Here is a 21698-nt window from a genome sequence, read left to right as displayed (position 1 = left end):
GTGCGATGTGATGTCGAATACGGTTGTCAGATGAGTGATTTGGCGCCGTCTTTCGCAACGGCCAGCGGTATCGGGTCCTGGCCGGGCACCGCGGCGCGGGACGCCGCTGAGGTGGTCGTCGGTGAATTGGCGGGCGCGCTGGCGCATCTGGTCGAGCTGCCCGCCAGAGGGGTCGGCGCAGATCTGATCGGGCGGGCCGGCGCACTGCTGATCGACGTCGCCATCGACACCGTGCCGCGCGGCTATCGCATTGCGCCGGGGCCGGGAGCGGTGCTGCGCCGGGCCGTCAGCCTGCTCGACGAAGACATGGACGCCCTGGAAGAGGCATGGGAGACCGCCGGACTGCGCGGTGGCGGCCGGCCGGTCAAGGTGCAGGTAGCGGGCCCCGTCACCTTGGCCGCGGCACTGGAGTTGCGCAATGGGCACCGGGCCATCACCGATCCGGGCGCGCTGCGCGACCTGGGCGCCTCGCTCGCCGAAGGTGTTGCCGCGCACCGGGCATCCCTGGCGCGCCGCCTGGATACCCCCGTGGCGGTGCAACTCGACGAGCCCACGCTGCCGGCGGCGCTGGGCGGCCGATTGAGCGGCGTCACCGCGCTGAGTCCGGTGCCCGCCCTCGACGAGGCGGTGGCCGAGGCACTGCTGCAAACCTGCGTCGACACCGTCGGCGCGGAGCTGCTGCTACACAGCTGTGGCGTCGACGTGCCGTGGGAGATGTTGCAGCGCACCGGAATCAGCGCCGTATCGGTGGATGTCGGCACGCTGCGGGCGGCCGACCTCGACGGCATCGCAGCGTTCGTCGAATCGGGGCGCACCGTCATGCTGGGAGTCGTTCCGGCCGTCGCCCCCGAGCGGCGACCCTCGGTAGAGGAAGTGGCTGCCGCCGTGGTCGCCGTGACCGATCGGCTCGGCTTCGGGCGCGCTGTTCTGCGTGATCGCGTGGGCGTCACACCGGCCTGCGGCCTGGCGGGTGCCACGCCGCAGTGGGCGCGCGCCGCGATCGGGCTGGCCCGAAAGGCCGCGGAAGCATTCTCCGACGACCCCGACGCCATTTAGCAACCATTAGGTTGCGTTTCGAGGGTTTTGATGATGGACTGATGCGCAACCAGGAGGTTGCGTATGGATAGCGATCGTATCGAGAAGCAAGTTCTGCTGCGGGCTCCGCTAGAGCGAGTGTGGCGGGCCGTCAGCGACGCCGAGCAGTTCGGGCTCTGGTTCGGGGTCCGCTTCGACGGGCCGTTCGTCGAGGGTGAGCGGGTCACCGCTGTCATCACCCCGACCACCGTCGACGACGACGTCGCCCGGCGGCAGGAACCGCATGCGGGGACCAAGAGCACCTGGCACATCGTCGCCGTGCAACCGCAGCGGCGATTCGCCTACCGGTGGCATCCGTTTCCGGACGAAGTCGACGCCGGGGCGACCACGCTGGTCGAATTCTCGCTCTCGGAGGTGCCCGAAGGGGTGCTGCTCACGATCGTCGAGTCCGGCTTCGACGCGATCCCGCAGGCGCGGCGCGGCACGGCATACGAGAGCAACTCCGAAGGCTGGTCCATCCAGACCGACCTGGTCCGCCGGTATCTCCACGCGTGACGGCCCGTAGCCCCGTGGATGCGCCGCTGTTCGACGCCCTCGGCGATGCCAATCGGCTGCGCATCATCGTGCGGCTGTGCGACAGCGGTCCCAGCTCGACAACGCAGCTGACGCAGGCGATTCCGGTGACCCGGCAAGCGGCCAGCAAGCACCTCCTGCTACTTGAATCCGCCGGGCTGGTCACCAGCTCCCGCCGCGGGCGTGAACGGGTGTGGACCGTGCAGACCGAACCGCTGGCCCGAGCCAGCGATTACCTGGCGCAGCTATCGCGGCGCTGGGATCTGGCGGTGGACCGGTTGCGGGCATTCGTGGAGGAGTGAGCGGCACGGTGGGTGTCTGAGCTCTTCGATAGCCTGCGAGGGTGAGTTCGCCTGACGTGTTGCGCGAGTGGCAAGAGCTGGCCGAGGAGGTGCGCGAACACCAGTTCCGCTACTACGTGCGGGACGCACCGATCATCACCGACGCGGAGTTCGACAAGCTACTGCGCAGGCTGGAAGCGCTGGAGGCGGAGTATCCCGAACTGCGCACTCCCGATTCGCCCACCCAACTGGTCGGCGGTGCCGGCTTTGCGACCGACTTCGAGGCGGCCGAGCACCTCGAACGCATGCTCAGCCTGGACAATGCGTTCAGCGCCGAGGAGCTGGGTTCCTGGGCCGCACGCATCCATGCCGAGGTGGGCGACAGGGCGCACTACCTGTGCGAACTCAAGATCGACGGCGTCGCCTTGTCGCTCGTCTACCGGAAGGGGCGTCTGGCCCGGGCCGCCACCCGCGGCGACGGGCGCACCGGCGAGGACGTCACCCTGAACGCCCGCACCATCGACGACGTGCCGCCACGACTCACCGCCAGCGACGAGTACCCGGTGCCGGAAGTGCTCGAGGTGCGCGGCGAAGTGTTCTTCCAAGTTGCCGACTTCCAGGCGTTGAACGCCAGCCTGGTCGAGCAGGGTAAGGCGCCCTTCGCCAACCCACGCAACAGCGCGGCGGGTTCCCTTCGCCAAAAGGACCCGGCCGTGACTGCGCGACGCAAACTGCGGATGATCTGTCACGGCCTGGGCCACACCGAAGGGTTCCGTCCGGCCACCCAGCACGGCGCGTATCTCGCGCTGAAGGCTTGGGGTTTGCCGGTATCCCAGCACACCACCCTGGTCGACGACCTTGCCGGCGTACAGGAGCGGATCACCTACTGGGGGGAGCACCGCCACGACGTGGCCCACGAGATCGACGGCGTGGTGGTCAAGGTCGACGAGGTGGCGTTGCAACGCCGGCTGGGTTCCACTTCGCGCGCTCCGCGCTGGGCCATCGCCTACAAGTACCCACCCGAGGAAGCGCAGACCAAACTGCTCGACATCCGAGTCAACGTGGGCCGCACCGGCCGGGTGACTCCGTTCGCCTGGATGACGCCGGTGAAGGTTGCGGGCTCGACGGTGTCGCAGGCCACGCTGCACAACGCCTCAGAGGTCAAACGCAAGGGCGTGCTGATCGGCGACACCGTGGTCATCCGCAAAGCGGGCGACGTGATTCCGGAAGTGCTCGGTCCCGTGGTGGACCTGCGCGACGGCTCCGAACGCGAATTCGTCATGCCCACAACGTGTCCCGAGTGTGGCACCCAATTGGCGCCGACGAAGGAAGCCGACGCCGACATCCGCTGTCCGAACACCCGGGGTTGTCCGGCGCAACTGCGGGAGCGGGTCTTTCACGTCGCCAGCCGCAACGCTCTGGACATCGAGGGTCTCGGTTACGAAGCGGGCGTGGCACTGCTGCAAGCGGGGGTGATCGCCGACGAAGGCGACCTGTTCGATCTCACCGAAGAGGACCTGCTGCGCACCGAGTTGTTCCGCACCAAAGCCGGCGGATTGTCGGCGAACGGCAGACGGCTCCTGGCCAACCTCGGCAACGCCAAGGGCGCGCCGCTGTGGCGGGTGCTGGTTGCGCTGTCTATCCGACACGTCGGGCCGACCGCCGCCCGCGCCCTGGCCACCGAATTCGGCAGTCTCGACGACATCGTCGCAGCCTCGACCGATCAGTTGGCCGCCGTGGAGGGAGTGGGGGCGACGATCGCGGACGCGGTCACCGAGTGGTTCAGCGTGGACTGGCATCGAGACATCGTGGACAAGTGGCGGGCGGCGGGGGTGCGGTTGGCCGACGAGCGCGACGACAGCGTGCCGCGCAACCTGACCGGACTGACCATCGTCGTCACCGGCTCGCTGACCGGTTACTCCCGCGACGATGCGAAGGAAGCCATCGTTGCCCGCGGGGGTAAGGCGGCCGGGTCCGTGTCGAAGAAGACCTCTTACGTCGTCGCCGGGGACTCGCCGGGATCCAAATACGACAAGGCCGTCGAACTGGGCGTGCCCGTGCTCGACGAGGCGGGATTCCAAAAGCTGCTGGAGGAGGGCCCGGGCGGCGCCGCGACCGACTAGGGACGCCAGTCAACAGGCGGGGCTTATGGTGGCCGTATGACCCAGACAGCCGACCCGCCCGCGCAAGCATCGTCGTGGTCGCCACGGGAGGCGGAGTTGCTGGCGGTGACGCTGCAGTTGTTGCAGCAACACGGCTACGACGGGTTGACGGTGGATGCCGTCGCCAACACTGCGCGCGCGAGCAAGGCCACCGTGTACCGGCGGTGGCCGTCCAAAGCAGAACTCGTGCTGGCGGCGTTCATCGAAGGCGTTCGGCAGGTCGCGGTCCCGCCCAACACCGGCACGCTGCGCGGCGACCTGCTGCAACTGGGGGAGGCCATCTGCGAGCAGGGTCAACAGCTGGCCAGCACAATCCGAGCTGTGCTGGTCGAGGTGTCGCGCCATCCCGCCCTCAACGAGGCCATGCGCCATCAGTTCCTGGACCAGCGCAAGTGGTTGTTCGAGCACGTGCTGCAGCAAGCTGTCGAGCGGGGGGAGATCTCTGAAGCGGCTGTCAGCGAAGAACTTTGGGATGTGCTGCCCAATTACCTGATTTTCCGCTGCATCGTTCCCGGCCGGCCGCCGACCATGAACACGGTGCGCGCACTGGTAGACGACTTGATCCTGCCGGGCCTGGGTCGAACCACCCGGTAGCAGTCACCGCCGGCCTTTGAAGTGCACGTTGACGTCTCTTGTACAGTACGGTTCAGTACCGTACTGTTCTAGCCAGCGCGCCGGGCACGAGCTGGGCGTACCGCTCTGCCTGACTGTGAAAGGCCAACGGGTGAAAGGATTTTCGGTCACGCCCCTGGTCAAACGGGGGTGGATGGTCTTGGTCGCGGTGGTGGTCGTCGCGATCGCGGCCTTCGCCATTTATCGCCTGCACGGGATCTTCGGAGCCCAGCACAAGGCGTCTGCGGGTAACGGCATCTCCAACGAGATCGTCCCGTTCAATCCCAAACACGTGGTTTTGGAAGTCTTCGGTGCCCCGGGTGCGGTCGCCACCATCAACTACCTCGACGTCAACGCGCAGCCACAGCAAGTCCTCAACGCACCGCTGCCGTGGTCGTTCACCATCACCACCACCGAACCCGCTGTGCTGGGAAACGTTGTGGCGCAGGGCAACGGCAACACCATCGGCTGCCGCATCACAGTCAACGGTGACGTCAAGGACGAACGCACCGTCAACACCGCGTACGCCTACACCTTCTGCCTGGACAAGTCCGGATGACCGAGGAGAAGCCCGCTCGCATCCCGCACGCCATCCGGCGATTGTCGGTGCCGATCCTGCTGTTCTGGGTGATCCTCGCGGGAGTCAGCAACGCCCTGGTGCCGCAACTGGAGAAGGTGGGCGAGACCCACAATGTGGCGCTGATCTCGCCTGACGCGCCGTCCTTGCAGGCGACCAAGCGTATCGGACAGGCGTTCAAGGAATTCGACACCGACAGCACGGCCATGGTCGTTCTGGAAGGCGACAAACCGTTGGGTGCGGACACCCACCAGTACTACGACACGTTGATCCGCAAGCTGGAGCGAGACCGCAAACACGTCGAGCACGTGCAGGACTTCTGGGGCGACAGCCTCACCGCAGCGGGGTCGCAGAGTGGCGACGGCAAAGCCGCCTACGTGCAGCTCAACCTCGCCGGCAACCAAGGGTCCGCGCTGGCCAACGAATCCGTGGTCGCGGTGCGCAACATCGTCGAGCACACCTCGCCACCGACCGGCGTCAAGGCCTACGTGACCGGGGCGGCCCCCCTGATCGCCGACCAGTTCGAAGTGGGCAGCAAAGGTACCGCGAAAGTCACCTCCATCACCGTCGGAGTGATCGCGGTGATGTTGCTGTTCGTCTACCGGTCATTTCTGACCATGCTGCTGGTCCTGGTCACGGTGCTCATCGAGATGGCCGCCGCGCGCGGCATCGTCGCCTTCCTCGGCAACGCCGGGATCATCGGGCTGTCGACCTACGCGACCAATCTGCTCACCCTGCTGGTCATCGCCGCCGGAACGGACTACGCCATCTTCGTCGTCGGCCGCTATCAGGAGGCGCGCAATGCCGGTGAAGATCGAGAAACGGCGTACTACACCATGTTTCGCGGGACCGCCCACATCGTCCTGGGTTCGGGCCTGACGGTCGCCGGCGCGGTATTCTGCCTGAGCTTCACCCGGCTCCCGTATTTCCAAAGCCTGGGTATCCCTGCGGCACTGGGCATCCTCGTCGCATTGGTGGCCGCCCTGACCCTGGCGCCGGCTGTCCTGATGTTGGGCGGTCTGGTCGGCATCTTCGAACCCAAACGCCAGACCCGAACCCGTGGCTGGCGACGGATCGGCACGGCCGTCGTGCGCTGGCCCGGTCCCGTCCTTACGGTGGCGTGCGCGCTGGCGTTGATCGGCCTGCTCACCTTGCCCGGGTACAAGACGAGTTATGACACCCGGCCCTACATGCCGGCCAGCGCCCCGGCCAACGTCGGATATGCCGCGGCCGAACGGCACTTCTCCCGCGCTCGGCTGGAGCCCGAACTGCTGATGGTCGAAACCGACCACGACATGCGCAACCCAGCCAGCATGCTGATCCTGGACAGAATCGCCAAGGCGGTGTTCCACCTTCCGGGCATCGCCCAGGTGCAGTCCATCACCAGGCCGTTGGGAACCCCGCTCACGCACACCTCGCTGGCGTTCCAAATCAGCGCCCAGAGTGCCAATCAGACCGAAAACCTCAGGTATCAACGGGATCGCGCGGATGACATCCTGCGTCAGGCCGGCGAACTGTCGAACTCGATCGACATCCTGCGCCAGCAGTACACGCTGCAGCAGGAGTTGGCGGCCACCACGCACAGCGAGGCCCAGAGCTTCCGCGACACGATCGCGGTGATCAACGATCTGCGGGACAAGATCGCGAACTTCGACGACTTCTTCCGGCCGATCCGCAGCTACTTTTACTGGGAGAAGCACTGCTACGACATCCCGGCCTGCTTTGCGATCAGGTCGGTGCTGGACGCCCTCGACGGCGTCGACCAGCTCAGCGCCAGGTTCGAGGATCTGACGGCCACCCTGGACAAGCTCGACGCGTTGCAGCCCAAACTGGTGGCCCTGATACCGCAGCAGATCGCCAGCCAGCAGACCAATCACGACTTGACGCTGGCCAATTACGCCACCCTGTCCGGCATCTACGCGCAGACGGCGGCGGCGATCGAGAACTCGACGGAACTCGGTCGTGCGTTCGACGTCGCCAAGAACGACGACACCTTCTATCTGCCGCCCGAGGTATTCGGCAACCCCGACTTCAAACGCGGGTTGAAACTCTTCCTCTCACCCGACGGAAAAGCCGCTCGCATGATCATCACCCATGAGGGTGATCCCGCCACGCCGGAAGGCATTTCGCATATCGAGCCGATCCGCAAGGCCGCCCACGAGGCGGTGAAAGGCACGCCGATGGCGGAGGCGAAATTCTATCTCGGCGGCACCGCGGCCACCTACAAGGACATCCAGGACGGCGCCACCTATGACCTGCTGATAGCCGGGATCGCGGCGCTCAGTCTGATCCTGCTGATCATGATGATGCTGACCCGCAGCCTGGTCGCCGCCATCGTCATCGTCGGGACCGTCGCGCTTTCGCTGGGGGCCTCCTTCGGCCTCTCGATTCTGGTGTGGCAGTACATCTTCGGCATCAAGCTCTACTGGGTGGTGCTGGCATTGGCGGTGATCCTGCTGCTGGCCGTCGGTTCGGATTACAACTTGCTGTTGATATCCCGGTTCCGCGAGGAGATAGGCGCCGGCCTGAACACGGGGATCATCCGCGCGATGGCCGGATCAGGTTCGGTGGTCACGTCGGCGGGACTGGTCTTCGCGGTCACCATGTGCGCGTTTCTATTCAGCGGTTTCCAAGTGCTCGGTCAGATCGGCACCACGATCGGCCTCGGGCTGCTGTTCGACACCCTGATAGTGCGGTCTTTCATGACACCGTCGATCGCGGCGCTACTCGGGCGATGGTTCTGGTGGCCACAACTGGTGCGTCCGCGTCCGGCCAGCCGGATGCTGCGCCCCTACGGGTCACGTCCGGCGGTCCGCCAGCTGCTGTTATGGGAAGACGACGACCCGGTGATGCCGACTAAGGCGCGCTGACACTTCAGCGCAGCAGGGTCGCGACGATTCCGGCCAGGTAGCCCAGCCTGGCAACTTCCGAGGGCCGAAATTCCGGGCCGGGCCGGCCGAGCACCACGGCAGTGTTCGGATCGCCCAGCGGTGCAGCGACCAGGGTGGTGTCCATGTCGCGCCAGGCCGCCGGCACCCAATCGGCGTGACCGTCCAACTTCGACGCCCGCTCGATCGGCAGCCAGGGGGCCGAAACGGCCCGCGTTTCGGGCGCGCCGGCACTGGCGGCAATCCGCTGCACCTGCCCGGCGTTGTCGCCGCGAATTACCGTGCACCAGCCCACCCGCAGGATTTTCGGCGCTTGGTCGGCCAGGACCTGCAACCGCGACGGATTGTCCTTGGCCGCCGCGACGTGGTCGAGCAGTTCCAGTTCGCGGTGTGCTTCGAGCAACCCTGTATGTGGACGCACGCTGTCCACCCGGACGTCGGGCAGGGATTCGGCGGCGGTGATCAAAGTGTCGGGCATCACGCCCGGCGGAAGCTCGATCACCAGGTCGTCGATCGCGAGCCCGGAACCGCGCTCCACCACGTCGAGCGACAAAATGTCGGCCCCCGCCAAACCGAGCGCGACCGCCAGTGACCCCAGACTGCCTGGTCGGTCGGCCAGTTCGACGCGTAGCAGATAGGAAGGCACGGGCAACACTTTTACACAGGCATGCGTGAGGTGCACTTCCACCGGGTAAGCGCTACGCCGTGCGTGGCAGGACGAGCTGGGGAGGCTTGCAGTGATCGTGTGGCCGACATTTCGGCGGGCATGAGAGTGACCGGTACCCGTACCCAGCCGAGCCAGCAGGACATAGCGGACGCATATCGCGTGGTCGAAGCCATATCGGCGGCTTTTGCCCGCAAAGTGGTGGGACAGGACTATCTGCGCGAGTCGCTCCTGCTCGGGATGCTCACCGGTGGGCACATTCTGCTCGAAGGAGTCCCGGGCCTGGCGAAAACCACGGCCGCGCGGGTGATCGCTGACGCGATCTCCGGCCGATTCCGGCGCATCCAGTGCACTCCCGATCTGCTGCCCAGCGACATCATCGGCACCCAGATCTTCGACTCGTCGACGAATACCTTCACCACCCAATTGGGTCCCGTGCACGCCAACATCGTGCTGCTCGACGAGATCAACCGGTCGAGCGCCAAGACGCAGAGCGCGATGCTCGAAGCCATGGAGGAGCGCCAAACCACGATCGCGGGTCAGGTGTACCCGATCCCAGCGCCGTTTCTGGTGATCGCCACACAGAATCCGGTGGATCAGGAGGGCACCTATCCGCTGTCGGAAGCACAGACCGACCGGTTCATGCTCAAAGAGGTGCTTCGCTATCCCACGCCGGAGGACGAGGTAGAGGTGATCGCCCGCATCGACGCCGGCCTCTATAACCGGGATGTCCCGGCGGAGCCGGTGGTGGGCCTGGACGAAATCGTTCGGTTGCAGGGCGTGGTGGGCAACGTGCACATGGACACGGCGCTGATCCGTTACACCAGTGAGCTGGTACACGTCACCCGCAATGCCGAGGAATTCCTGCCCGCCGAGCTTGCCCGCGTGGTGGAGTACGGCGCCAGCCCGCGGGCCACGATCGCCTTCTGCCAGTCGGCCCGCGCACTGGCGTTGCTGGCCGGACGAAACCATGTGATACCCGACGACATTCGGAAACTGGCGCACCGCGTCCTGCGGCATCGCCTGATCCTGGGATTCGAGGCAGCCACAGCCGGCGTCTCAGCGGAAATGGTGATTGATGCTGTGCTGCAATCGGTTCGGGTGCCCTGACGGTAGCTCATGGGTCGACACCTGAACCAGGCCAAGTCGCATTTCGGGACCGACACCCGACGCCTGCTCGAAGGCGGCCGCTACGCCCTGCTGCACACCAGAAGCCTCGAGCTCGACGACCTGCGGCCATATGTGCCCGGTGACGATGTGCGCGATATCGATTGGAAGGCCTCGGCCCGTTCGGGTTCGGTTCTGATCAAACGCTTTGTCTCAGAAAAGCATCACAAGATCCTGCTGGTGGCTGATTCGGGCCGCAACATGTCGGCACTGGCGGCCAGCGGCGAAGTGAAGGGCGCGGTGGCCACCAACGTGATGGGTGCGATCGGGCTTATCGCCATGGGCCGCAGCGACGAGATCGGCATGGTCTGCGGTGATTCTCGCGGCTCGGCGATGATCCGCAGCGGGCGCGGCGAAACGCATGTGGAAAGCCTGCTGCATCGCTTCTACACCAACACCTTTCGCGATCCTGCCACCAGCGATGTCATTCGCCAGCTGGACTTCGTCTCCCGGGCCCACCGCCACCGCCTGTTGCTCATCGTGGTGTCCGACGAGCCCGACGTGACGCCCGCGCTGGGCGAGGTGCTCAAACGGCTCAGTGGACGGCACGAACTGCTGTGGCTGATGGTCGTCGACATGCCCGCCGTCGGTGCGGGCGACGGCGGCATGGGCGGTTTCGATGTAGCCACCGGACGTTTCGTACTCGGGGCCTCCGCGCTCGGGCCACGGGGGATCGCCGCGTACCTGGCGGCCGAGCAACGCCGGGCCGAGCAACTCGACGGCTTTCTCACCGAGCACAAAGTGCGCTTCGCCAGGATCGCCGGCAGCGACGAAATACGGCCCCGGATCGTGGAATTGACCGAAGTGTACCGCCATGCCGGTTGAGGATCTGCTGCGCTTCATCGGGGGTCCGCTACCGTTCTCCGGCTGGTGGGCGGTGCTCGGCATCGTGCTGATCCTCGCCGTAATGAGTTGGTATGCAGCTGTTTTCGTGTGGACATTGCCGCCGTCACGATTGCGGGGGATGCCGGTGGTCAAGGACATTCACGCGCGGGTCAACCGGCGCAGGTTCGCGCGAGCCATTCGCAAGATCAACTCCCAATACCGGGACGGCGCCCTGACGCCGGTTCAGGCCAGCACCCGGATCAGTCGCACGCTGCGAAGTTTCCTGTACGTCGCGACGGGCATCAGGGCGCAGTACCTGCACGTCGAGCAGCTCGCCGACAGCCGCCTCGCCTCCGCGGCGCCGCTGCTCAGCGGACTGAACGACGCCCGCTTCAACCCCGAGGCAGAGGCCGACGTCGTCGGCTTGGGGCGCGCGGCGGAGGAGTTGATCGTCTCGTGGAATTGAAGTGGTGGCCGGTCCTATACGTCGGGGTGTTGTTCCTGGCGATCACGGTCATTGCCGCCGTGCTGTTGCCGACGGCCCGATTGCGCCGGACGCTGCGGCCGCTTGCCCACGTCGACCGGCTCACCCGGCTACCGGAGTATCGCCGCGTCCACCGGTTCTATCTGTTCTCGGTGATAGTGACCGGTGTCTTTCTACTGGCCACGTTCCTGACCGCATTGACCGCCGGCGCGCGGCCCACCGGGCTGGCCTCGTCGAAGCAGGCGTTCGACGCCGCACATCCACTGGACATCATGCTGTGTGCTGGTGCGCAGGTCACCGACTTCGCCACAGCGGATTTCCTGCGGCACTACGCCGACTACGTGCAACATCTGCAACCTCAGGACACCCGCCGGATCGGGCTGACCTCGACGACATTGCGCGTCATCCCAGTGACTCGCGATCACCGTTACCTGGCCGACCGGTTGGACTCTTTGTCACGGCTGGCCAGTATTCAGCGGGACCTCAATAGCCGAAAAATCCTGTCGGACAATGAACGCAGTGACTTGACCAAAGGTATTGAAGCCTTCTCTCGTCCGGTCGACTACGTCGACTACGCCCCGAGTGTTCAGGACACGCTCGCCCTGTGCATGACGGGTTTCCCGTCTTACCCCGCGGAAAGGACACACCGGCGCCAGTTGATCTACTTCGGGTTCAGCGCTTTTCGTGACCCCGCGGACCAGCGGCGGTCGCTTTTCACCGACGACACCCTGACACGGCTGGCCGTACAGCAGGGGGTTCAGGTCAACGTCATCGCACGGGCAGACAGCGCGACCTCGTCAACAGAGGACACCGATGCGTTGCAGAACACGGCGCAGGAGTCCGGCGGCAGGTTCTTCCAGTACGACCCGGCAGGTGTTGATCATGCCGCCGATACGCTCAGCGGTTACCTCGACCAGATCGAGAACAACGGGCCCACAGCGCATTTGCCCGGGGGCAAAACCATTTCGGTTCATTCCGCGGATTCGCCCGAGGCGGTGCTGGTCGGCAGTCTGCTGGCGGCCGCGCTGCTGTCCCTGTCATTGGCGGTGCTGCGGCGATGACGTCCTATCCGGTGCTGCCCGCCATATGGATCGTAATTCTCACTGCGGTCCTGGTACTGATCCGCGTGGTAGCCCTGTACCGATTGTTGCTCCGGGCCGGAGCGGGGCGGATCGGGCACCTCCTGCTCCGCTGGAGCGGGACCACGCTGGCCGTCATTTTGCTGGTGATAGCCGCTTGCCGCCCCGGATTCGACAACGGCCCGCCCGGTCCATCATCCGATCCCGCTGCATCCTCGAACGTGAACGTGTTCTTCGTCGTCGACCGTTCGGTGAATACCCGCGTCGAGGATTTCGGCGACGGCAAGTCGCGAATGTCAGGTATGCGTGCGGACCTCGCCACACTGATCAATTCGTATCCGCAGGCGCGGTTCGCCCTGATTTCCTTTGCCGGCAACGCCGCCCTGGATTGGCCATTGTCTGACGACGCAGCAAGCCTGCACTCCGTGGTCAACGGGCTGTCGCCGTACACCCAGGTGCCGCCCGACGCCGTTTACCGGGCCAACGCCGTCGCCGCCCGAGATGTGCTGCGCGCCAAAATCGAACAGGCGGCAAGAACGTTTTCGGGCTCGCAGAGTCTCGTCTTCTATCTCGGTGTGGGTGCTCCGGACTCGCGGGTCGCCGCGACGTCTTTCGAACTGGGCCGCAACAAGATCGCGGGCGGTGCGGTGCTGGGCTACGGAACCACGGCGGGCGGACCGATTCCACAGGGTTGGGTCGACGGCACGAAGAGGTATCAAACAGATCCGGATGGAACCGGCCCGCTGAACTCGACGATCGACGAAGTCCGGCTGCAAAGCATCGCCAGCCAACTCGGCGTGCCCTATGTTCACCGCGACAGCGGGCCGCTGCCCAACGGTGTCGCGCCTGCCGCAACCGGAGTCGGTGACGCCGACGCGTCGGCGCACCTGATCGGACGCTTGGAGTTGTACTGGGTGTGCACGCTGATCGCTGCGGCGCTGCTGTTGGCCGAGGGATTTCTGACGCTGCGGGAGTATCGACGACACCGCATGTCCACCCGGGATGTCGGTCGATGATGCAGCACAAAGCCCCGCCCTCGCGCACCCGGCTGCGCAGACGCCTGTTCGTCTGCTCCGCGCCGGTGGCCCTCGTCCTGCTGTTGGCGGCGGCCAAGATGATCGTGGTCAGCGTCGTCGGCTCCTGGGCGGCAACCGATTTCAGCAATCATGACACTGAGGCCTTGCGTCGCGACGTGGCATGGTTGCGCATCGTCGATGTGATCGAGCCGGCCAAGAGTTCGTTCGCGGCAGGCGGCCTGCATGTGTTGGAAGGGCGTTTGCAGGACGCCGACGATTCCTTTTCCGAGGCGCTGTCCCGAACAGCGCAGGCCAAATCGTGCCCGGTACGCATCAACCTCCTCCTGGTCCGGGAGACGCGCGGTGATCTGGCGGCGCGCAGGGGAAACAAGGACGAGGCGCAGCGGTTCTACGAGGCCGCCCTCGAGTCGGCCACCCAGGCACCGGCGAATTGCTTCGCCGGCAATGACGACAGGAACAAAGAGCGTCGTGTGGTCCGGGAAGACGCGGTACCGCGGTTGCACCGGAAAATCGACTTACTTCGCCGGCCCGCCGCACCCCCAGCGCCGGACGAGCCGCCGCCGCCCGGGGCGCCGCCACCCGGCCCCCCGCCATCGGCACCCCAGCTGCCGCCGACCGGCGGCGTGGGACAAAACCCAGCTGCACCCGGGGTGTTGATTCCGATTTCGCCCGACCGCCTCCCGGTCACCGGCGGGACAGCTCCGCCCGGGCATCGCCTCGGCACCGGCGACCCGCTGGATCTGCTTCGCCAGCTGCTCGACGACTCCAACTCCTACGGCGACAACCAGGAATGAGCAAGAGAACGCGCTCCACTAGGCTTTTCGCTCGTGTCCCAAATCTCCCGCGACGAGGTGGCCCACCTGGCCAGGCTGGCCCGTCTGGCGTTGACCGAGACCGAACTGAACAGCTTCGCCGGCCAACTCGACGCCATCCTGAGCCACGTCAGCCAGATCCAGGCCGTCGACGTGACCGGCGTCGAACCGACTGACAACCCGCTCAAGGACGTCAACGTCTCCCGGCCCGACGAAATACAACCGTGCCTGACGCAGCAGGAGGCGCTGGCCGCCGCGCCCTCGGCGGTCGACGGCCGCTTCGCTGTGCCCCAGATCCTGGGGGAGAGCCAGTGACGGACATCATCCGGCTCGATGCGGCGACGCTGGCCGCCAAGATCGCGGCCAACGAGTTGTCGTCGGTGGAGGTGACCACGGCCTGCCTGGACCAGATCGAGGCAACCGATGAGCGATACGGGGCGTTCTTGCATGTCGCCGCCGACCAGGCGCTGGCGGCCGCAGCCGTGGTGGACAAGGCGGTGGCAGCGGGCGAGCAGCTCCCGTCACCGCTGGCCGGGGTGCCCCTGGCGCTCAAGGACGTCTTCACCACCACCGACATGCCCACCACCTGCGGTTCCAAGATCCTGGAAGGCTGGCGATCGCCGTATGACGCGACGCTGACCGCGCGGCTGCGCGCGGCCGGGATCCCGATCTTGGGTAAGACCAACATGGACGAGTTCGCGATGGGCTCGTCCACCGAGAATTCCGCTTACGGGCCCACCCGCAACCCCTGGGACGTCGAGCGCGTTCCGGGCGGCTCCGGAGGTGGCAGCGCCGCAGCGTTGGCGGCATTTCAGGCACCACTGGCGGTCGGTTCCGACACCGGTGGGTCGATCCGGCAGCCGGCGGCGCTGACCGCCACCGTCGGCGTCAAACCCACCTATGGCACCGTGTCCCGCTACGGACTGGTGGCATGTGCGTCGTCGCTGGACCAGGGTGGGCCGTGTGCGCGCACCGTCCTGGACACCGCGCTGTTGCACCAGGTCATTGCCGGCCACGACCCGCGCGACTCGACCTCGATCGACGCCGAGGTGCCCGATGTCGTCAGCGCGGCCCGAGCCGGTGCCGCCGGTGACCTCACGGGCGTGCGGGTGGGCGTGGTGCGCCAGCTGCGCAGCGGTGGGGGCTACCAACCGGGCGTGCTGACGTCCTTCGAAGCTGCCGTCGAGCAGCTCAAGGCGTTGGGAGCGCAAGTGAGCGAAGTCGACTGCCCGCACTTCGACTATGCGCTGCCCGCCTACTACCTGATCCTGCCGTCCGAGGTGTCCAGCAACCTGGCCCGATTCGACGCGATGCGCTACGGCCTGCGGGTGGGTGACGACGGGACGCACAGCGCCGAAGAGGTGATGGCCCTGACCCGGGCCGCCGGATTCGGTCCTGAGGTCAAGCGCCGCATCATGATCGGCACCTACGCCTTGTCCGCCGGTTACTACGACGCCTATTACAACCAGGCGCAGAAAGTGCGCACGCTGATCGCCCGCGACCTCGACGAGGCTTACCGCTCCGTCGACGTGCTGGTTTCCCCGGCAACCCCGACCACCGCGTTCCGGGTCGGTGAAAAGGCGGATGATCCGCTGGCGATGTACCTGTTCGATCTGTGCACCCTGCCGCTCAATCTGGCCGGGCACTGCGGCATGTCGGTCCCATCCGGCCTGTCCCCGGACGACGGCCTGCCGGTGGGCCTGCAGATCATGGCGCCGGCGCTGGCCGATGATCGTCTCTACCGGGTGGGGGCGGCATACGAGGCGGCCCGCGGACCGCTGCCGACCGCTGTCTGAGGCGGTCGCTTCCGCGAGCAGACACAGAATCGCATGAGACCCGAGGTTTCTATGCGATTCTGCGTCTGCTCGCCCCAGGTAGCGGGCCTCAGGGCAAGATGAGGATATGCGGATTGGAGTTCTCACCGGCGGTGGCGACTGTCCCGGCCTCAATGCGGTCATCAGGGCGGTAGTGCGCACCTGTGACGGCCGGTACGGCTCGTCAGTGGTGGGATTCCAGGACGGTTGGCGAGGACTGCTGGAAAACCGGCGGATGCAACTGCGCAACGACGACCGCAACGACCGACTGCTGGCCAAGGGCGGGACGATGCTGGGCACGGCGCGCGTGCACCCGGAGATATTGCGCGCCGGATTGGACCGGATCAAGCAGACCTTGGACGACAACGGCATCGACGTCCTGATACCTATCGGCGGGGAAGGCACGTTGACGGCGGCGCACTGGCTCTCCGAGGAGAACGTGCCCGTGGTCGGGGTGCCGAAAACCATCGACAACGACATCGATTGCACCGACGTGACGTTCGGTCACGACACCGCGCTGACAGTAGCCACCGACGCCATCGACCGGCTGCACAGCACCGCCGAATCGCACCAGCGGGTGATGCTGGTCGAGGTGATGGGACGGCACGCGGGGTGGATCGCGCTGAACGCCGGCCTGGCGTCCGGTGCGCACATGACGCTGATCCCCGAGCAGCCCTTCGATGTCGAAGAAGTTTGCCGGCTCGTCAAACGCCGGTTCCAGCGCGGGGATTCACACTTCATTTGTGTGGTGGCCGAGGGTGCCAAACCGGTGGCGGGTTCGATTGCGTTGCGCGAGGGCGGGATTGACGAGTTCGGCCACGAGAAATTCACCGGAGTGGCGGCACAGCTCGGACTCGAGGTGGAGAAGCGCATCAATAAGGACGTGCGCGTGACCGTGCTGGGCCATGTGCAGCGGGGTGGTTCCCCGACCGCCTACGACCGGGTGTTGGCCACTCGATTTGGGGTCAACGCCGCCGACGCGGCGCATGCCGGGGAGTACGGCCAGATGGTGTCGCTGCGTGGGCAGGACATCGGACGGGTGGCGTTGGCCGATGCGACGCGCCAACTCAAGCTGGTGCCGGAGAGCCGGTACGACGACGCCGCCGCCTTCTTCGGCTGACGTCGCCGGCTGTTGGTTCGTCGGTAGTCCGCGGTTCACCGGTTTGCTGGTTTCTGGTTTATAAGAATCGGCTATACGTTGGTTTATGTACATCCGCGGTCCCCATCGCGGCATCGCTGCCCAGCCCGCTGCACCGGCTCGGCGGCTTAGAAGCCAGGGCGGCCCCACGTGGCGCCCCGTTCCTCTGAGCGGCCTGAGCACCGAGCCCCAGCCGCTGTGCGGCGCGACCGAGGTGCCGACCGCGGCGACGCCGGTGGCCACCTTGTCACCGCCGGTGACCTGGGAGCGCCCGCCGGGCGGAATAGCCCTGGACGTAATCGAACAGCAGTTTGCTCCGGAGGTACCGGTCCGCCGGGGCTGGCGGGACTGGGTCCATCGCTACGTCGGAATCGACCTCGGCCCCGGCCGGGCCGCTGCCTACGAGGATTCGTTGTGTGAGCAGATCCGCACCCCGGTGGGCAGCGCGTATTCCATCGCGGTCCTCAATCTCAAGGGCGGGGTCGGCAAGACCGCGGTCGTCGAAGCGCTGGGTTCGACCTTCGCCAGTCAGCGCCACGACCGGGTGATCGCCGTCGACCTCGACGCGGGAGACCTGGCGGACCGGCACGGCCGTCGGCACGACCTCAGCCTGGCCGACCTGCTGTCGGACCGCCGCGTTGCGCGCTACTCCGATGTGCGGGCGCACACCTTCATGAACAGTTCCGGGCTCGAGGTGCTGGGGCTGCCGGACTACGCGCACAGCAATTTCAGCATCAGTCGCCAGGGCTTCGTCAAGGCGTTCTCGATTCTGCGCAGCCACTATTCGGTGGTTTTGGTCGACTGCCCCAAGGCATTGAACTCCGGAGTGATGGGCGCGGTACTGCCGGAGTCGCGCGCTCTGGTGGTCGTCACCAGCACCTCCATCGACGCGATCCAGAAAACCCGAACGACGCTGGACTGGTTGCGCCGCACCGGCTACGGCAAGCTGCTGGAAACGACCGTGCTCGCGGTCAACCACGTCGAACGGACCAAGCTCAGTCCGCTGGCCGCCAAGGAACTCGAGCAGTTGTCCGCCCAGGTGGCGGCCACGGTGATGTTGCCCTTCGACGAGCACGTGCATCAGGGCAAGGAGATCGGACTCGATCGGCTGAGCAAGGCGAGCAGGCGCAGCTACTTGGAATTGGCCGCCGCGCTGGCAAGACTGCTTCCGAGTCGGCAGCTCGCTTCGTTTTAGCCCGCTTCTCTTAGCCCGCTTCGCCCGGCTCCGCCGCGCTCGCGATCACCATTAGGATCGTTCCCTATGACGGTTGCCAGGTTTGACCTGCTCGAATACGACGAGGTCATCGAACGCTTTGACCCGGTGCTCGGATTGGAAGTGCACGTCGAGCTCTCGACCGCCACCAAGATGTTCTGCGGATGCTCCACCACCTTCGGTGCCGAGCCGAACACCCAGGTATGTCCGGTGTGCCTTGGCCTGCCCGGCTCCCTGCCGGTGCTCAACCAGGTCGCGGTCGAGTCGGCGATCCGCATCGGTCTCGCGCTGAACTGCGAGATCGTGGACTGGTGCCGGTTCGCCCGGAAGAACTACTTCTATCCGGACATGCCGAAGAATTACCAGATCTCTCAGTACGACGAGCCGATCGCCATCAACGGCTATCTCGAGGCGCCGTTGGAGGACGGCAGCACCTGGCGGGTGGAGATCGAGCGCGCCCACATGGAAGAGGACACCGGCAAACTGACCCACATCGGCAGCGACACCGGGCGCATCGAAGGCGCTACGGCGTCGTTGATCGACTACAACCGCGCGGGCGTCCCGCTGATCGAGATTGTCACCAAACCGATCGTGGGTGCGGGGGAGCGGGCGCCCCAGATTGCGCGGGCCTACGTCACGGCGCTGCGTGACCTGTTGCGTGCACTGGATGTCTCCGATGTGCGAATGGACCAGGGGTCGATGCGCTGCGACGCCAACGTGTCGCTGATGCCCAGTGGCACAACCGAATTCGGCACCCGAACCGAGACCAAGAACGTCAACTCACTGAAAAGTGTCGAGGTCGCCGTGCGTTACGAGATGCAACGGCAGGCAGCCGTGCTGCTCTCCGGCGGCGAAATCATCCAGGAGACACGGCACTTTCACGAAGCGGGGTATACCAGCCCGGGCCGTGCCAAAGAGACGGCGCAGGACTACCGGTACTTCCCCGAGCCCGACCTCGAGCCCGTCGCGCCCAGCCGCGAGCTGGTCGAGCGGTTACGGCAGAGCATTCCCGAACTGCCGTGGTTGACCCGCAAGCGAATTCAGGACGAGTGGGGCATTTCCGACGAGGTGATGCGTGACCTTGTCAACGCCGGCGCGGTCGAACTGGTCGCCGAAACCGTCAAACACGGTGCGGGCAGCAAGGATGCACGTTCCTGGTGGGGAAACTTCCTGGTGCAGAAGGCGAACGAGGCCGGCATCGGATTGGATGCGCTCGCTATCACACCGGCGCAGGTGGCCGCCGTGATCGCTCTGGTGGACGAGGGGAAGTTGTCCAACAAGCTGGCCCGCCAGGTGGTGGAAGGTGTGCTGGCCGGCGAAGGCGAACCCGAGACAGTCATGACCGCACGGGGCTTGGCGCTGGTGCGGGACGATTCGCTCACCCAGGCCGCGGTCGACGAGGCGCTGGCGGCTAATCCTGACGTGGCGGAGAAGATCCGGGGGGGCAAGGTGGCGGCGGCCGGTGCGATCGTGGGCGCGGTGATGAAGGCGACCCGCGGACAGGCTGACGCGGCGCGGGTGCGTGAACTCGTGCTCGCCGCTTGCGGTCAGGCATGAGGCGGGTCCGCTCGACGGCGATAGATCTTGAGCGGACCGATGGTGCTGGCGTGTTCGTAATCGCGGCGGAATTCCGCTAGCGAGTTCGATACAGCGTCAACGGATTCTCCGGCTGTCACCCAGTAGTCGGGTCTGCCAGACAGCCACCAGCCGACGTCGCCGAGGCGAACCGAGTCGTCCGCGCCGGTGTCCAACGAGATCAGATAGTCGACCATGTCCGCGCGACCCTTCCGGCCGGCGAGGCCGCGGTCGGCGGACATTCCCGCCGGGTGATCGGCCCCGGTGTCGTCGTCGATCCATTCGGCGACGTCCCGATAGTGGCTGCGGATCGCCTCCCACTGCGCCACGTCTGGTGCTTGGTGTCGGGGCGCATCGGGGTTCCGTCGCACCGCCGATACCAGGCCGGCCGCCGTTATCACCACCGGAAGCGGTGTCGCTACGTGATCGTCCCGGCGAGCTCGGGTATCGACCGCGGCATCGGCCCTGGCCATCACCCACAACGTGGACGGCCCATCATGCGCCAGATAGTCGTCGGACATGCCAAGCAGAACTTCCACCTTCGAGTATGGCTGGCTGCTATCCGGCTAGGCGATAGATCATGGGGAGGTGAGTGACACATCGTTGTTTCGGTTGACCAAGATGATGAACAACGCGATGGTGGCGGTGACGACGCAGGCAGGCGATCACCGGTCGGGGTGCCTGGTGGGGTTCTCCGCCCAGGTCAATATCAATCCGCCGAAGTTCCTCGTCGGAATGTCCAAGACTAACCACACCTTCGCCGTGGCGGCCCGTTCGAACCACCTGGCGGTACACCTCCTGTCGCCAGGCGCCAAGGACCTTGCCGAACTGTTCGGCGGCGAAACCGACGACGAGATCGACAAATTCGACCACTGCGCGTGGCACACCGGTCCAAACGGTATGCCGATTCTCGACGAAGCCGTCGCTTGGTTGGTAGGTGAGACGCTGGACCGGATCGACTTCGGTGACCACGTCGGCTATCTGCTGCGCCCGGTCGAATCGTGGTATGCCGAAGACGCAACGGAGGTTCTCCATTTCGTCGACGTCATCGACGTGTCACCCGGGCACGAACCGTAACCTCGCGAATCGCAACTTAATTCAGCGTGCCGGGGCGGCCCGCGCATAAGAACTCGCCATCTAATAGGCCGAAACAGTGTCGGAAGCCGACATCCAGACCCATGATGTTGAGGTGATCGATGAATCGTTCGACGACCTGATGGCAATGCTGGACACGCCGGTGTTCGTGGTGACAACTCAGGCCGACGGTAATCCGTCCGGTTGTCTGGTCGCGTTCGCCACCCAGACGAGTGTGCAGCCACCCAGCTTCATGGTCGGCCTGCCGCTGGCCGATGGCATCCACCAGATGGCAAGCAGGTCCGAATACCTCGCGGTGCATGTGTTGCCGCGCCGCCAGCATGCCTTGGCCGAACTGTTCGGCTGCCAGGGTGACCAGCAAGGCGACCCCTTCGCGCACTGCGCGTGGCGCGGCGGCCCCTTGGGGATGCCGATTCTCGACGATGCCGCCGCGTGGTTCGTCGGCCGCACATTGAGCCGAAGTGAAGTCGCCGATCACGTGGCCTATCTGCTGGAACCGGTCGCGGGCTGGGCGCCGCAGAGCTCCGAGGAACTGCTCTACCTGTCCGATATCGACGACGTCGACCCCGGTCAGGAAGCGCCGCCACGGCTCTACAGCGGGGATCGTTCAGAAGCGACACGCAAGTACGGCGTGCGGTTCACTCTCGACGTGCCCTGATAGGGGCGG

The 21698-nt window shown here is 65.8% G+C and carries 22 protein-coding genes; 20 read left to right on the top strand and 2 right to left on the bottom strand.

The genetic code is table 11. The annotated features are described in order from the left end of the window. The first annotated feature begins 30 nt into the window (after positions 1–30). The 7 genes from A5636_RS12160 (at position 31) to A5636_RS12130 (ending at position 8110) form a co-directional block, all read left to right on the top strand. The gene (locus A5636_RS12160; RefSeq protein ID WP_065158883.1) at positions 31–1056 is read left to right on the top strand and encodes a methionine synthase; all 1026 of its coding nucleotides are present in this window, start codon (positions 31–33) and stop codon (positions 1054–1056) included. A gap of 63 nt (positions 1057–1119) precedes the next feature. Then, entirely contained in the window at positions 1120–1590 is a 471-nt protein-coding gene (locus A5636_RS12155; protein WP_065158882.1) for an SRPBCC family protein, read from the top strand. Beyond that, positions 1587–1910, top strand: coding sequence for an ArsR/SmtB family transcription factor (locus A5636_RS12150; RefSeq protein ID WP_065158881.1), 324 nt, complete (start codon positions 1587–1589; stop codon positions 1908–1910). The genes A5636_RS12155 and A5636_RS12150 overlap by 4 nt, the downstream gene beginning before the upstream one ends. Before the next feature lie 41 nt (positions 1911–1951). Further along, positions 1952–4012 carry an NAD-dependent DNA ligase LigA gene (gene ligA / locus A5636_RS12145; protein WP_065158880.1) on the top strand — a complete coding sequence of 687 codons (2061 nt, stop codon included), beginning with the start codon at positions 1952–1954 and terminating at the stop codon, positions 4010–4012. 36 nt (positions 4013–4048) lie between these two features. Then, the gene (locus A5636_RS12140; protein WP_065158879.1) at positions 4049–4645 is read left to right on the top strand and encodes a TetR/AcrR family transcriptional regulator; all 597 of its coding nucleotides are present in this window, start codon (positions 4049–4051) and stop codon (positions 4643–4645) included. A gap of 172 nt (positions 4646–4817) precedes the next feature. Further along, a complete protein-coding gene (locus A5636_RS12135; RefSeq protein WP_065158878.1) occupies positions 4818–5222 on the top strand; it encodes an MmpS family transport accessory protein in 405 nt (134 codons plus the stop codon). Continuing rightward, positions 5219–8110, top strand: a complete 2892-nt coding sequence (locus A5636_RS12130) for an RND family transporter (RefSeq protein WP_065158877.1) — start codon at positions 5219–5221, stop codon at positions 8108–8110. Before A5636_RS12135 ends, A5636_RS12130 begins: the two co-directional genes overlap by 4 nt. Positions 8111–8114: 4 nt before the next feature. Here the strand turns inward: A5636_RS12130 and A5636_RS12125 are convergent, their stop codons facing one another. After that, positions 8115–8774 carry an amino acid-binding protein gene (locus tag A5636_RS12125; protein WP_155763775.1) on the bottom strand — a complete coding sequence of 220 codons (660 nt, stop codon included), beginning with the start codon at positions 8772–8774 and terminating at the stop codon, positions 8115–8117. Between the two features lie 120 nt (positions 8775–8894). Here A5636_RS12125 and A5636_RS12120 point away from each other — a divergent pair, with 120 nt between their 5' ends. The 11 genes from A5636_RS12120 to gatB all read left to right on the top strand — a co-directional run bounded on the left by A5636_RS12120 (position 8895) and on the right by gatB (position 19918). Next, complete coding sequence (locus A5636_RS12120; RefSeq protein WP_155763781.1) at positions 8895–9902, top strand: AAA family ATPase; 1008 nt, start codon at positions 8895–8897, stop codon at positions 9900–9902. 9 nt (positions 9903–9911) lie between these two features. Next, on the top strand, positions 9912–10784 hold the full coding sequence (locus A5636_RS12115) for a DUF58 domain-containing protein (protein ID WP_065158876.1): 873 nt from the start codon (positions 9912–9914) through the stop codon (positions 10782–10784). Next, complete coding sequence (locus A5636_RS12110; protein ID WP_065158875.1) at positions 10774–11250, top strand: hypothetical protein; 477 nt, start codon at positions 10774–10776, stop codon at positions 11248–11250. The genes A5636_RS12115 and A5636_RS12110 overlap by 11 nt, the downstream gene beginning before the upstream one ends. Beyond that, positions 11241–12329 carry a hypothetical protein gene (locus A5636_RS12105; RefSeq protein WP_065158874.1) on the top strand — a complete coding sequence of 363 codons (1089 nt, stop codon included), beginning with the start codon at positions 11241–11243 and terminating at the stop codon, positions 12327–12329. Before A5636_RS12110 ends, A5636_RS12105 begins: the two co-directional genes overlap by 10 nt. After that, the gene (locus A5636_RS12100; RefSeq protein ID WP_065158873.1) at positions 12326–13363 is read left to right on the top strand and encodes a VWA domain-containing protein; all 1038 of its coding nucleotides are present in this window, start codon (positions 12326–12328) and stop codon (positions 13361–13363) included. Before A5636_RS12105 ends, A5636_RS12100 begins: the two co-directional genes overlap by 4 nt. Beyond that, positions 13360–14178, top strand: a complete 819-nt coding sequence (locus tag A5636_RS26140; protein ID WP_155763774.1) for a tetratricopeptide repeat protein — start codon at positions 13360–13362, stop codon at positions 14176–14178. The genes A5636_RS12100 and A5636_RS26140 overlap by 4 nt, the downstream gene beginning before the upstream one ends. 33 nt (positions 14179–14211) lie before the next feature. Next, on the top strand, positions 14212–14511 hold the full coding sequence (gene gatC, locus A5636_RS12090) for an Asp-tRNA(Asn)/Glu-tRNA(Gln) amidotransferase subunit GatC (protein WP_065158872.1): 300 nt from the start codon (positions 14212–14214) through the stop codon (positions 14509–14511). Next, positions 14508–15992, top strand: a complete 1485-nt coding sequence (gene gatA, locus A5636_RS12085) for an Asp-tRNA(Asn)/Glu-tRNA(Gln) amidotransferase subunit GatA (RefSeq protein ID WP_065158871.1) — start codon at positions 14508–14510, stop codon at positions 15990–15992. The genes gatC and gatA overlap by 4 nt, the downstream gene beginning before the upstream one ends. A gap of 106 nt (positions 15993–16098) precedes the next feature. Beyond that, entirely contained in the window at positions 16099–17130 is a 1032-nt protein-coding gene (locus tag A5636_RS12080; RefSeq protein WP_065158870.1) for an ATP-dependent 6-phosphofructokinase, read from the top strand. A gap of 85 nt (positions 17131–17215) precedes the next feature. Next, positions 17216–18343 carry a MinD/ParA family ATP-binding protein gene (locus A5636_RS12075; RefSeq protein ID WP_081287745.1) on the top strand — a complete coding sequence of 376 codons (1128 nt, stop codon included), beginning with the start codon at positions 17216–17218 and terminating at the stop codon, positions 18341–18343. A gap of 66 nt (positions 18344–18409) precedes the next feature. Next, positions 18410–19918, top strand: a complete 1509-nt coding sequence (gatB, locus tag A5636_RS12070; protein WP_065158869.1) for an Asp-tRNA(Asn)/Glu-tRNA(Gln) amidotransferase subunit GatB — start codon at positions 18410–18412, stop codon at positions 19916–19918. Here the strand turns inward: gatB and A5636_RS12065 are convergent. Further along, positions 19909–20475, bottom strand: coding sequence for an MgtC/SapB family protein (locus A5636_RS12065; RefSeq protein ID WP_253900573.1), 567 nt, complete (start codon positions 20473–20475; stop codon positions 19909–19911). The two genes, gatB and A5636_RS12065, sit on opposite strands and share 10 nt — an antisense overlap. Before the next feature lie 49 nt (positions 20476–20524). On the opposite strand from A5636_RS12065, the gene A5636_RS12060 reads away from it, so the two are divergent. Next, the gene (locus A5636_RS12060) at positions 20525–21013 is read left to right on the top strand and encodes a flavin reductase family protein (protein WP_367592514.1); all 489 of its coding nucleotides are present in this window, start codon (positions 20525–20527) and stop codon (positions 21011–21013) included. 139 nt (positions 21014–21152) lie between these two features. Then, positions 21153–21689 (top strand): flavin reductase family protein, encoded by a 537-nt coding sequence (locus tag A5636_RS12055; RefSeq protein WP_155763780.1) that lies wholly within the window; start codon positions 21153–21155, stop codon positions 21687–21689. The last annotated feature ends 9 nt before the right edge of the window (positions 21690–21698 follow it).

It is taken from the genome of Mycobacterium asiaticum (assembly GCF_001673315.1).
In the GTDB taxonomy this organism is placed as follows: Bacteria; Actinomycetota; Actinomycetes; order Mycobacteriales; family Mycobacteriaceae; genus Mycobacterium; species Mycobacterium asiaticum_B.
This window is presented reverse-complemented; position numbering and strand designations above follow the sequence as displayed.